This is a genomic window from Micromonospora sp. B9E7 (genome assembly GCF_039871815.1).
Taxonomy (GTDB): domain Bacteria; phylum Actinomycetota; class Actinomycetes; order Mycobacteriales; family Micromonosporaceae; genus Micromonospora.
In genome coordinates, this window is record NZ_JBDPLX010000005.1 from 63,459 (window position 1) to 77,092 (window position 13,634).

Consider the following 13,634-nt stretch of genomic DNA (forward strand, 5'->3'; position numbering starts at 1 on the left):
CAGCTCTGACTCCGTACGGCGGAAGGCGCCGGACCCGACGCGGGCCCGGCGCCTTCCGTTCACGAACGGGTCAGATCGACCACGCCGGTGCGACGTCGACCGGCCGGAACAGCTCGGCCAATGCGCGATGCCGACCGATGTCGGTCACCGGGGGGAGCAGGTAGTTACCGGCCCGGATCGCCGCCAGGAACTCCGGATCGGGAGCCAGCCCATGGTGACGCAGGTAGTACGGCACGCTGTCGGTCCACGCCCACGCGCCATCGGTGCGGTGATCGAGTGGAACGACGTTGCCGCGCTCGGGATCCACCACGTCGATCATCCGCTCGGTCGAGGTGAGCAGCAGCGGAGCGTCCTCGAGGTAGCGCAGCACCGCGTCGCGTTCAGTGCCGTCCAGCCGCTCGTGTTCCGCAGCGAACCCCGGGCCGGTGACCGGATCCACCACGTCGAAGGCCCGCGCGATCCGCATGCTCGCCCCGGCCTCGGCCGCCCACAGCAGCGCCGCGCCGCGCCGGATCTGCCGCTGATACGGCGAGGCCTCCGCGTTGGCCCCCACCACCTCGACCAGGGTGCCGTCGTCGGACGCCGTGGCCTCGGCGACACGGTCACGGAACTCGGACAGGTCATCGTCCGGCCGATCCACCTCGACCAGCAGAACCCGGGTCACGTCCGGAGCGGGACCAATGCGCCAGGCCCGCCACAGGGCCACCGCCCCGGGCAGCTCGACCACCGTTGACCGGGCCGCCTCGTCCACCTCGTCGACCGCCGCCTCGATCAGCGCCGAGGGCGGTCCGGTCAAGTCCACCACCGGTGGAACCTCGATACCTGTCCGGACCAGCTCCGCCCGGCGGACCGGCTCGAACTCGTACTGCTCTTCCATCAGGTTCTCCTCGATGTGGGCGGGCTCTAGAACCGACCTGTCGAGCGGAGCACGTCCTGAAGGCCCGCCAGCCTCTCGACGGCCTGCTCGCGGAGCTGAGCCGTCGCGTCGCGCAACGCGAGCAGGACGGTCTCCTCGACCTCCGCGCGCCCGCCGGCCAGCACCTCGTCGTCGATGCGCAGGCTTCGGACCTCGCCCGCCGGGGTCATCGTGACGGCGACCGCACCCCCTGCGGCGGTGCCGGTGACCTCGATGACCGCCATCTGGTCCCGGACGGAGACGAACTGGTGGTGCAATTCCTGGGCCTGCCGCAGCAGGTCGTCCATGCCATCTTCGGCCATACTCCGAGGTTGCAGCGGTTCAGGGAGTGCCCTGTAGTCCTCGTGTGAGGGACACCGACGTCCGCCGGTGACTAACAGTCCATAATTCGGTTACCCAGTGCGACCAGCTCGGGATTCAGGACGTGCAGCGCCATGACGAACTCCATGAGCGCGGAGCGCGACCGTACGCGCACGTCGGCGGCCCGCTCGAAGGCCCTGCCGTATGCGTCGGCGTCGCCTTCCAGGAACTGACCGACATCGGTCAGGAGTTCGCGCACCGCAGCAGACTCAGCCCCCATCGAGGGCAGCGCGGCAAGCAGGTACGGCAGGCTGGCCAGTGCCTGCGGACTGGCGTCCCGGGCGAGGGCCGACAGGATGTCATCAAGCCCGTCGGTCCCCGGCTCGCGCAGGAAGTCGCGTCCCACGGGGATCCTCGCCAGCGCCCGCAGTGCCTCGTTGTCCGCCCAGCGCTGGGCGGCCCGATTCAGATCTGCGTCGAGCTGGCCGAGCGCGGCGTCGACGTGAGCCGGCGCATAGCGGGCAGTGCTGGTCCGAGCGCGGACGTCGTCGGCGAGATGCGTGCCGGCCTCGTCCACCCGTGCGCGAAGGAAGCCTTCGAGGGCCGTCCGCTCCTCGTTCGCCAGCACCGGCCCGAGCGCCGCGCTGAGCCGGGCCGGGTCGGACGTCACCGCGGCCAGCCGCTCCTCGACGCTCGCCCGTCGGCGGGCCTGGTCAGCGAGCGCCGTCAGCATCTCAGCGAGGTGGTCCGCCGCGTCGTTGGGCTCGCCGAGCTGCCGGATGTACGCATCCCTCCCTACCCGCCGCACGGCCTCTGGGGTGCCAGCCGGCAGGTCGGCCACGAACCGGCTGTACACGCCGGCAAGGCGGAACAGCCCGTGCAGCGCCTGCACCGCCTCAGCGCCGAGATCGCCATGCGCCGGCACCACGTGGGTCTGCGCGGCGAACCGGGCGATCATCCGCGCCTGCGAGTCGAGCTCCCCGTGCTCGCTCTCGAAGTCCCGCAGTTGCGCCGTGATCAGCTCGTTGGCGCGCGCCCGCGACGCCTCCGCCTCGCGGATCTCGGTCATCCGCTTGTTGGCGGCGTCGAGGAGCATCCGGTGATACTGCTTGAAGATGTCGACGGCGGCGTCGAGGCGATAGAGCTCGTACTGGGCAGCGCCCCACGCCTGGTCGACCAGCCGGCTGACGGCCTGCTCGAACTCCGCGACCACCTGGTTGACGAGCTGCGGATTGCTCACGTCCAGCCGCTCGCGCAACGCGGCCACGTCCCCGGCTTCCCGGCGGAACGCGACGATCCTCTCGTGGTAGGGCTCCTGTTCTCGATACCGCTGGATCAGGTCCTGGTACAGGCCGCGTGCTTTGGCCTCCGACGCGGCGCCGGCCCGACGGTGGAAGATCTTCGCCGCCTCGCGGGCGAACTGCTCCGCCATCTCCAGGTGGTGCGCCTGGAGCGGCCCGATGTGCACCCCCAGCACCAGGCGTCGGAAGCCGTCGGCGAAGTCGGGCGCGATCAGCCGCGAGACGGCCGGCGCCGTTGGTTGCTGTGCCGATCCGGGTCCGCTCAGCGCGTCGCGCACCTCGCCGATCAACACCGCACGCAGCCTCGCGGCAAGCGTACGCACGTGCGGGCTGATCCGGTCCCCGTCGGCCCAGGTTCCGACCGCGCGGTCGAGTTGTTCGGTGAGGTCCGCGACCGGATACGAGGACTGCTGATCGGGAAGCGGCCCGGCCAACCGTGCCGCGCCAAGTCCCGTCACCAGACGATCACCGAGCTCGGTGAGCTGGTCGAGTTCCCAGCTGACGACGCCCACGTCCTGCCAGAGCGTGCGATGGTCGAGCACCTCGCGGTGAATCTGGTCGGTCAACCTCTCGGTCAGCTCCGTGCGCCGCCGGTGCTCGTTCAAGCCGTCGATGATGCGTGCCTGCCGGGCCCGCCAGCGCACTCGGGCGACACCGACGGAGCGCGCAGAGCCGACGTGCTGCGCGTAATGCTGATCAAAGGCCGCGAGGATCTCCTCCCGGACCGGCGAGTCGGCCTCCTTCTCGTCGAGTACGCGGATCAACGCGTCACGGTCCATGCTCCGCAGCCGGTTGCCCGCCGCCCAGTTGTCGAGCCACGACGCCATCTCGCCGATGGTCCGGTCGTACTCCTGCTGCCAGACATCCCGGTCGTAGTTCCAGTCGCGGACGAACCTCGAGTCGAACCGAGACAGGACATGTGCCCGGAACGCCTCGGACGCGGCTGCGTCGGCCGCGGCCGTCTCGGAATCCGCCTGTCGGGTCCGCAGGACCTCCGACAGGCGGTCGTTCAGGGCCGCGCGCTCGGCCTCGAAGCCCACCCCCTGCTGAGCTGGTACCCGACTGCGGAACGACTCGACAACCGTGGCATCCGCGCCGCGCACGACCAGCGGAACGACCCGATCGATGAGCGCGTCACGCTCGGCAGGACCGAACACAGCGGGCAACGTTCCGATCATGGTCGTTGCGAGGTACGGCCGCAGCACCTCGTTCACCGTGCCTGCCTCCACGGTCGGCACGACATCCCGCGCCCGAAGGGCGACGGTCCGAACAGCGACCCAGGCGTCCACACGAGACCGCAGCGTCTCGATCTGCCCAGCCCACCACGTCCGCTCGGCCTCCCCGAACTCACCGGCACGGGGGAATCTGCGGTCGAAATCTCTGACCACCATCGTGACGAAAGCCGCACCGGCCTCGACGGCCTCGTCCGCGGTCAACCCCGACCGCGCCGTCGCCTCGTCCAGACGCGGGCGCAGCGCGTCCTCGATCCCGGACCTGGCATCGAGCCGCCTCGTGAACGCTTCCATCCAGGCCGGAGCGTCCTGCAGCCGGGTGGCGAGTCGATCGGGCCAGGTGTCGACCTCGAGGTCCCACCACCGTGCGTGTGCCTCGTCGAAGTCACGCAGCACGACCCCCCGATGCGCCGCCACAGCTTCGGGATTGCCGGAGAGCTGGTCCAGACGATCCTGGAGCCGTGCCCGCCGGGCCGCGTGATCGTCGCCGGTCGGCACGGCGACCGGATCGGTCTCGAGCCACCGCCGGGCAGCATCGCCTGGGTCGTCCTTCAGCCCGATGCTTTCGGCGTCCTCCCGACTGAGGCGTCGCGTCAGATGAGCGGCGAACGCGGCCTGCTCCTGCGGGCTGAGTACGGCCGGCAGGTACCGGGTCGATCGCAGGTCGAGGTGTCTGGTTGCCGCAAGCTCGACCTGTTCGATCATCCGATCGGCAATCTCCCACATCGGATGGTTGGCCGCGAGGGGACCATGGGCGTCGATGACCGCCCTGTCGATGCGGTTGCTGACCCGGTCGCGGATCTGCCGCACAGTGAGCCAGCCGCCGATGCGGCTGGTCAATTGATCGAGCATCTGCCGCCACTCGTCGTCCTGCTCGAGAGCGAAGGGAGCCCCGACCGGGTAGGTCTCATCGAACTCGCGGACGGCGTCGCGGTAGAACCTGTTGGAGGCCCTCGTCAAGGCCTCCGCGGCGGGCAGTCTCCCGAGTGCGGCGTTCAGGGCGAGGTCAAGGTTGACGCCGAACTGCGTCCGCGCCTCGGCTCTGCGCTCCCAGGAGCTGATCCAGTCGTCCCTGGCGTCGAGCCGTTGGGTGAGTTCGGTGTCCCAGGCGGCGCGGTCGAAATTCCAGTCCGCCTCGTTCGCCTCCTGGAAACGAGTGAGCTGGTCCGCCCGGAATGCCTCGGTCGCCGCGTCCGTCCCGGGAACCTCGCGCGACAGCCGCCGTCTCAGCTGGCCCAGCTCGGCATCGAAGTCGACCGGGAAGTACGAACCGGCCCAGGCCCGGTCGGCTCCCACCGGCACGAGATTCACCGAGGCCCGCAACCGTGCGCCGGCCTGCTCTGGCATGACCCTGGCAAGTGCCTCGGCCAGGCGTCTCTGCTCGGGCCGGCCGAGTGACCGCGCCGGCCGGATCTCGTCCTTGAGATCGAGATACGGCGCGACAACCTTTTCGATCGCCTCCCCAGACCGCTCGAGCCACCCCTTCGATCGCCAGACCGACCCGGGTGCGAGCGCGATAGCCCGATCGGCCAGCACCCGAATCGTCTGCCACGCCTGGGAACGGTCGATGAGCCGCCGGTACTCCCGCCGCCATTCCTCCTGCTGCTCCGGGCCGAATTCGTCCCCGACCGGAACGCTCGCGGTGACCCGCGTGAGAACGGCCGCACGGAACGCCCCGGCGGCAGGGCCGACGATGTCGGTGGCGAGGTCGCCCTCCAACTCGGCCACCGCGTACGCCCGGACCATTCGTCGCGTCACCGCGTTCGTCGCGGTGGCGAGCTGCAGGGTGACGTTGATGTCGGGTGCGACCATCTCCTGCGCGAACCCGGCGTCGACGCCGTCCAGGACCTCCCTCCGGTATTGCGCGATTGCGCCGTCGAGGTGCCGTAGAACGTCGCCGTCCGGCGCGCTGATGCCGAACGGACCGCTGCCCTCGAGCTCTTGGCCGGCCTCCGTACCGAGGTGTCTGGCCTGGTCCTGGATTGTGGCCTTCACCTCGGCGAGCCTGGCGTCCAGGCGCTCTTCGATCTGGGCGCGCCGGGCGGCGAAGTGGGGCCCGGGCCGGGTCGGCACCGGTGTCGTGAGCAGGTTCCCGGCGAACGCGTCGCGGACCGTCGACGTCGCGTCGGCAAGCAGGGCCCGGCCCACCACCTCCTGTTCGCGCGGCCCCATCGAGGTCGGCAACGGGGACGGCGAGGAGAGTCGGAGGTACGGCTGCAGCGCCTGGCGCACCCCGTCCCGCTCGGCCTGCCCAACCGCCTGGACGGCACGGGCGCCAACCCGGTGGGCGACGAGCCAGGATTCGAGGCGATCAACCATGCCCTCCAGGCGGGCGTGCCAGTCCGCGGCTTCCTGTTCGCCGTACGGCTGGCCCACCCGGTGGGTACGGTCGAACTCCCGCACGACCTCGGTCGTGAACCTCGCGGTGGCAGTGGCGGTGTCAGCGGCAGTCATCGACAGGTGCGAAAGGCCAGGCAACGCCTCGGCAAGGCGACCCTGTACGACAGATGGCAGCGCGGCCCGGTCAGCGAACCGACGCACGTACGCTGCCACGAAGGTGTCGGCATCGGCCAGGTCGGCGGCCACCTGGCTAGCCAACAGGTCCCGGTTGAACGCCCACCCGGTCTTGGCCGTCGAGTCGAAGCGATCTTGCACCCGCTCGATGAGCAGCGCGCGGGCCCCCTGCACCGGTGTACCCGGCTCGTACGCCATGAGGATGTCCTGCAGGCGCTCGTCGACCTGGAGAGCCAGCGCCTCGCGCTCGGCGGCCAGTCCCGCCCCGGGCCGGGCGGCCACGGGATTCTGCCGCAGCGACTGAACGAGCCGATCCCCGAGTCGAGCCACGCCTTCTTCGACGGCCACCTCGTCAAGCCGGGCGGCAACCTCACGGGCGAGCGTCACCTGTTCCTCGACACCGACTGAGGGCGGCAGGATCCCGTGCCCCGACATGGTCAGGTACGGCGCGAGAGTTTGCGTGGCCGCCTGCCGGAGCCGCTGCTCGAGCCGAGCCAGCCCAGTCACACCGTCCCCGAGATGGGTAGCCGGCGTTGCTCTGACGGTCTGGGTTATGAGTCCCTCGACCTGCTGGCTGACCAGGTAAGTGGTCACCCAGGAGTCGAACGACGAGATCAGCTGGTGGTACCGGGCGCTCCAGTGGTTCACGTCGGCGAGGGTGAACGCGGTGCGGGACGCCGTCCTCTCGAACTCTTCGGTCACCGCGCTCGTAAAGGCTCTTGCCGCCGCCTCCAACGCATTCCCGCTGACCGAGTTGCGGGCCAGGCCAACGAGCGCCGCTGGCACGTCGCGCTCCAGGTTGACGGCGAGAAATTGCTCGGTCTCCTGACGCAGCGGATGCGAGTCGATTCTCCGGCCGATTCCACTCAGCGTCTCGTTGAACCGGCCGGCGAAGGAGCTCCGGTCGAAGTCCCAGTTCCGCTGGTGCAGCACCTTCAGCTCCGCGAGCACCTCCGACCGCACGGTGGCAGCGGAGGTGGCCCGGGTGGCGTCGGTGAGGGCGGGCGTCGGTCGACTCAACGCCTCCGCGATCGAGTCGTCAAGGCGCGTGACGAGATGCTTCAGCTCGCCCGCAAAGCCGGCATCCACCGGGGCCAACGCGGCGTTCGACAGCTTGCGGCGCACCCGGAACACCGTGTCCTTCACAAGGTTACGGACCGGCTCGCTGATTCCCTCCCTGCCGAGCAGCCGGCTAACCTCGGCCTCTACCTGCGGGGCGATCTCCCGCAGCAGCGCCTTCTGCTCCGCTACGCCGAGGGAGGGCGGTAGGTGTCCGCTGCGTCCCCGCAGCACCACGCCGAACTCCTTGGTGACCGCCTCGCCAAGGCGTCGCAGTTCCGTCTCGGGGTGATTGGCGGCATACCGCGTGAGGAATTCGTCGGTGATGCCCTTGATCCGTCGTTCCATCATGGCGACCGTCAGTTGGGCGTCGATCGAATCGCTCAGGCTCTGGTAACGCTTTTCCAACCTGGCGGTGAAGGTCTCGCTGTATCGCGCGTCGTGCAATTCGTCGGCGAAGGATCGCCGGAGGGCCTCGGCAGCCGTCTCGGGTTCGGCCCGCCTGATTCCCCCTGCGACGACGCGGTCCACCGCGGCACGCAGATCGGCGTCGAAACGCCACTTAAGGTCGGCGGTGAAAGACCCATGCCGCACGTCAGCGAGGTGGCTGCCGTACCGGTCTCCATTGACCCTCTCGTGGCCGAGCCACGTGGTCCGTTCGGGGGCGCTCAGCAGGTTGCGGTCGCGGGCGGCCATGAAGTCGACGCGATGCGCGGTAGCCAGGTCGCTGACGAGGTCGGACCGTAGCGGAGCGCCAGACCGGGCGGCTGCGGCCCGCTCGATGAAGTGGAACTCCTTCGCTGCGCTCGTCAGGTTGGTCAGCGAATCGAGCTCGGCCTCCACCCGACGCGGCAGGCCCGCGCGGAACTCGCCCACCTTCCGTGCCCACGCATCGTTCCCTTCCAGGGGCGAGGAGCCCGAGGGAGAGATCTCGTCGAAGGCGCGTCGGAGGTCGACGGCGAGCTTTTTGGCGACCCGGTCGATGCTTGCGCTGTCGAGAGGGCCCGCTACGTCGTCGAGACTCAGCCTGAGGTCGTCCCGGGTAAAACGCAGCAACTGCGGCTCGGCAAACGTGTCCAGGTCGGTGGCGAGACGCTCGCCGATCAACTCGTCGAACCGCGCCGTCACCTCGGCGGGGGATTCCCCGCCGTGCGGCCGGTCGCCGTGCACGTCATACGACCCGTCGCCGTCCCCGTCGTGCGGCTCGTCGCCGTCCCCGGCGTCGCGCCGACCGCCTCTGTGCAGGAGGTCGTCCACCCGGGCGAGCAGATCGTCGTGGAATTCCGCCAACTGCTGCGCGGTCATATCGGGTCGCAGCCCGGCGGCCTCCCTAGCCTCGGCCCGGGCGGCAGCGACCTGCTCGAACCGAGCCGACGCGTGGTGGGCGGCGGCGAGACGAGCGGGCAGGCTGGCCGAGCCCTCAATGTCCGGGGCACGGCGAAGCAGCGATTCGAAGGCGTCCCGCACCCGCTTCTCGACGGCCGTCACGTGCTCCGGGGCGAGGACATCTTCCAGCTGCCGCGCCTCCGGGGATTCGGCGAAGACGGATCCCGGTTTCCATCGCTCCACGCCGAACGCGCCGTCCGGCCCGAACACCTTGTCCCAGACATGTCGGATCTGACCGGACAGCGTAGAGGCGATCTCGTCGGCCACGGCATCGCCACTGGGTCGCAATTCGATGCCGATCGCGCGGCTCCGCGTGAGCCCGCTCACCAGCGCCGATTCACCCGTCAGGTACGCGTCGACGTGCAGGCGAGCGTCCCGCGCGAGGTTGTCGATCCGGGCGTCGACCACAGCCGCCAGATCCCCACGCGGGCTACCCTTGGCCAGGTCGTCGATCGTTTTGCCAGCCGTGACGGAGAAGCGTTCCCAGAACGCTTTGATGTGATCATCCATCTCCGCCCGACCGGTCTGCGGAAACAGCTCGGCACGGTCACGCAGGCCCGCGTCGCCTTGGAATGCCTCCTCGACGGATCGGCGCACCTCGCCGATCCGTCCCTCCCAGCGCACCTGCGCCTCGAGACGTCCCGGTAGCGCAGACCGGAGTTCGTCGTACCCACGGGTGAAGCCGGCGATGTCGGAATGTCCGTGCCAACCGTCGCGGCCGCCCAGGAATTTGCCGATGAGCGCCTCGGCGTCCAGCTCGTACGCCTGCAGCAGCTTGTCCATGATTGTCGAGGACGACAGGTCCACGTTCCGCTCAAGCGACCTGAAGTCGCGGCGGGCCTGCTCCCGCACCAGCCGCTGGGTCTCGGCGAGATCGAATGCTTCCCCGTACCTCTGCGTGCGGGCCGCGGTGGTCGGGTCAGCGGGATTGTCGGCCAGGTCCGGGGTGGCCTCACCGGCCCTCGGACGACTGAGCCAGGTGATGCCGGACCGGCCGCCCACCGGCATCCGCTCCGCCAGGTGATGGATCTCCCTGGCCACGGCGTCCGGGACTTCGACCCGGGACGCACCCACCACCACGGGTGTGTCGCCGCTGAATTCACCGAGCCGGGTACGGAACGCGTCGTAAACCGCCACCTCTGGAGGACGGGCCCACACGCCCCACGAGTGCGACTCGAGCATCCAGCCCTCGCTGAGCCGGTACAGACCGGGCCGGGCAGTGGGGGTCAGCCCGAACGGGGCACCGGCCGGCACCCCCGAACGCCATTCGACGGCGAGGTGTTGCAGGGTGGCCATGCCGTTGCCGTCCACCGGATAGGCGGCGGCTTCGCTGGGTGTTGGACGGGCCCGGAAGGCGACGGTCAACCGGGTGGTCTGCGCGACCTCCACCAGCACGCTGTCGTCGAGGAACGGCGCGTACAGCACCACGCCTTCCCGGGCCAGTGGGCCCAGGCCGGTCAGGTCCACGTCGGGCCGTACGCCCGGGCCAGCCACGATCCGGAGGCCGTCGGGCAGTTCGCCCAACCCTCGCGCGGCCTGTACGACGGCGCTGTCCGCGACCGCCTGGCCCGCGTCGAGGTGCACCACAAGGCCGCCGGGAGTCGGGCTCACCGCCAAGCCGCGACCGTGCAACAGTTCGCTGATCTGCCGGCGATGCTCGCTCCACGAGGCCGGCGCGTGACGCCTGGACGAGGCCCCCGGCTCGGCAGCCGAAGGCCGGGCCTCGACTCGTAGGTCATGCAGGACATCGGCGGAGACGCGGGTATCCCCACCGCGCATGATCCCGTCGTACGCGGTCAGCCGCTCGTGGACGTACGTCGCCTCAAGCCGGTCGAGCATGGCCTTCGGCAGCTTCGCCTGCGACAACGGATCCAGGCCGGCAAAGTCCCGGAACGCCTGGTCGCGTACGCCGACCAGGTCAGGGTGTAGCGCGGACGCCGGCGGACCGTCGGGCACGGGTCGTTGGTCGGTGAACGGGTCGCCACCGATCCGCTCGGTTTCAGCAGGTCGACGTCCGGCGGTCGCCTCGGGCGTGAACGCCCGGCGTACCTCGGTCTGCATCCGAACCGCCAGATCGTCCCACCTAGTCAGGTCCGGGCCTCGGCGGCCGATCCCGCGTACCAGGTCACCGATCTCGGTGTGGTATTTCTCGCTGATCACCTGAAGCGCCCGGGTGACGTCGCCGGCAGAGCCACCGCGGAAGGCGAGATCGGCCCTGGCCTCCGCGATGTCGTCCATCAACCGTTGCATCTCGTGGTACACGAAACCGCGCACCCGCAACTGCTCGCGCATGCCCTGGAAGCGGGTTTTCCAGACCTCCTCGGTGGCCTGGAACCGGGCGCTGCCGGGTCCGTGACCCGCTTCGTAGACGGGCCGCCAGACACGCTCGAACTCGTTGTCCACGTCGTTACGGAACGACGCTCGCCACTGGGCTGCCTCCTTCTCGGGCAACGATTCCAGTGACCTCAGCCGAGCTACCCCGGCCATCTTGGTCGAACCGGCGATGTTCCTCGTGGCCAGCGCCTCGGCGTTGAACGCCGCGTCCGCGTCCGGGCGAAAGCGTTGAACGGCGGACGCACTGCGAATAGCCGCTTCCCACCGCCGGTCTATGTGCGCCACCGCGTCACCCAGTGCCGTTTCCGGGTGCTGCCCCGGCCGGTACTCGACGAGCTGCTCCCGCTGCTGCTGCACGTAAGCCGTCGCGTAACGCTCATCGGCGAACTGTTTGCCGAGGCTCTTGCTGAGGGTGGTGAACTCCTTGTCCCGGGTGGCGGCCCAGTTCCGTGCCTCGGTCTCCGCCTCCCGCCTGGCCTGGGCCGCGTCGTCAGCCGCACTCGTGGACTGCGGATCGTTCCGCTCGCCTGCCGCAGCCCGGGCGTCTCGGGCGGCAGTCGCCTTCGCGTCGGCGTCGAACAGGGTCCGCCCCTGGTCGAGGGTGGTCGGTCGGTCGGCTTCGGCGTTGTACCGCCCGCCGCGTGCCTGTTCGGTCCGGTGGTCCCGAATGGCGATGCGGAAATCATCCATCGCCCGCGCGAACTCGGCACGGTTGGTACTGCCCAGGCGACTGACCACGGGGTCGAACCTGGCGGCGGGAAGTCCGGCGCGCTTGACGATGTCGGCCGCCACGGTCTTGACCGCTCCGGCCATCTCGCCCAGAACCGTCGTAGAGAAGTCCCCGCCGATCATCGCCCGGATGGCCGGAAGCTCCTTGGCCACTCCGGCCTCGCCCGCGAAGAACGCGGCGAAGCGCTCCAGTGTCTGCCGATTCTGCCTGGCCATTCCACCGGCATGTGGCCCGAATTGCGCGGCCATGCCCTCGCGGACCAATGACCGGAACTGCTCACGTGCTTCGGCGATCGTCATGGCCCGCCGCGCCGCCGCAGCCTCCTTCGGATCGGGAATCCGCTCGGCCCGCTCGGCCCGGGCGGAGACGAGTTCCGTGTGCCGGTCGGACATATTGCGGGCGACCGTGTCCAACTCCCCACGGGTCGGACGCGCACCACCCGCGTCGGACCGGATCCCGGATCGATCGATCGGAGCGCTTCGGACCGGTTCGGCACCGGCCGGGCGACCGACTTCCGGCGACCGAGGTGCTGCGCCCGGCACCCCTGACCTCGTACCCGACGTCACGGGCGCACCATCCGTCGCCCGCGAAGCGGCACCCGTCGCAGCCGGGGGGGCGACTTCCCGAGTACCCACACCAGCCGCCGAGAACGACTCGGAAGCCGCCGACGAAGCCGGGACCCTGGGCACCGGAGCCGAGACCGCCGGGAGTTTGCCGGGCAGGTACGGGTCGGCGCGCGGCACCTTGAGCGCGTCGGCCGCCGCGACGGTGATCGTGGTGGGCGGTTCGCCCTGCCCCACTGCGGCCCGCGGCAACGTGGGAGGTGCGCCGACCGCGTGTGGGCTGGCAGCGGTGCTCGGCCCGGCGATCGCCGTTTCGGGAGGTGGCGAATCCCTCACCTCGTCGGCCCTACCCAGGGCCCGGCCGCTGGACGAGGAGATAGACGTCGGCGCCTCCCCGTCGGCGGCAGTACGCGGCGGCTCGCCGACCTTGCCCGTCCCCGTCTTGGCCGCTGGTCCCGCCTCCCGCGCCGGGACTCCGGTTGGCTGAGTCCCGTGCGGCGCCGAGGCAGCATCCGGAATGCCCACTCGTGCACCACCTGAACCCGCAGCCGGCGGTCCATCCAGAACAGCGCGACCAGTCACCGGAGCACCCACCTGGTCCCCGGTTGGCCCGCGGGTCGGGTTGCGGACCACGGTCGACGGCGCATCTGCGGTCACCGCCTGTGGAGCCCCCGGGCCCCTCTCGGGTACGACACCGCCCCGCGTACCTGACACGCCGCCAGCCGACCCGTCCAGCGGCCGTTCAACGGCAGCGGGGACCCGGGCACCCGACGAAACCTCCGGAGCACCCGCTCGAAGGCTGCCAGGGCCGGCCGTTGCGGGTCCGTCCACATCAGCCCGCACACCACCAGCCCCCACCCCCGGAGGCCCATCCACACCAACCCGCACACCACCAGCCCCCACCCCCGGAGGCCCATCCACACCAACCCGAGGCACGCCCGGCCCGCTCGTCGAAGGGCCGTCCAGGGCGGCCCGCGGAGGTCCCGGAACCCCCGGCACGCTGCCGTCAGCGGAGACCCCCGGCACTCTGTCGATTGAGGCGGGACCCCGCCCACCCAACGCGCCGCCCGCAGCATCGAACGGACGCTCAGTACCCGCAGCGATCCGGATACTGGACAGCGGCCCTTGGCCGCCGATTCCTCCCGGAGGAGTAGCGGCTCCTTGGGTTCCCACCCTCGGGCCGCCGGCGGCAGCGTCGAGGTGCGGCGTCGCCGACAGAGGTGAACCACCACCCGGACGGACGGCTTCGCCGGTCTCCGTGACCGTGGTGATGCCCCGGGAGGAGGAGGGGGGCATGAC

The 13,634-nt window shown here is 70.3% G+C and carries 3 protein-coding genes; all 3 read right to left on the reverse strand.

The window, feature by feature from the left end; all coding sequences use genetic code 11:
* Window positions 1–70: 70 nt before the first annotated feature.
* The 3 genes from ABGB10_RS09625 to ABGB10_RS09635 all read right to left on the reverse strand — a co-directional run bounded on the left by ABGB10_RS09625 (window position 71) and on the right by ABGB10_RS09635 (window position 12,164).
* Complete coding sequence (locus ABGB10_RS09625) at window positions 71–877, reverse strand: hypothetical protein (protein WP_347660524.1); 807 nt, start codon at window positions 875–877, stop codon at window positions 71–73.
* Window positions 878–903: 26 nt separating this feature from the next.
* Window positions 904–1,218, reverse strand: a complete 315-nt coding sequence (locus tag ABGB10_RS09630; RefSeq protein WP_347660525.1) for a YbaB/EbfC family nucleoid-associated protein — start codon at window positions 1,216–1,218, stop codon at window positions 904–906.
* Window positions 1,219–1,289: 71 nt separating this feature from the next.
* Window positions 1,290–12,164, reverse strand: a complete 10,875-nt coding sequence (locus ABGB10_RS09635; RefSeq protein WP_347660526.1) for a hypothetical protein — start codon at window positions 12,162–12,164, stop codon at window positions 1,290–1,292.
* Window positions 12,165–13,634: the final 1,470 nt, after the last annotated feature.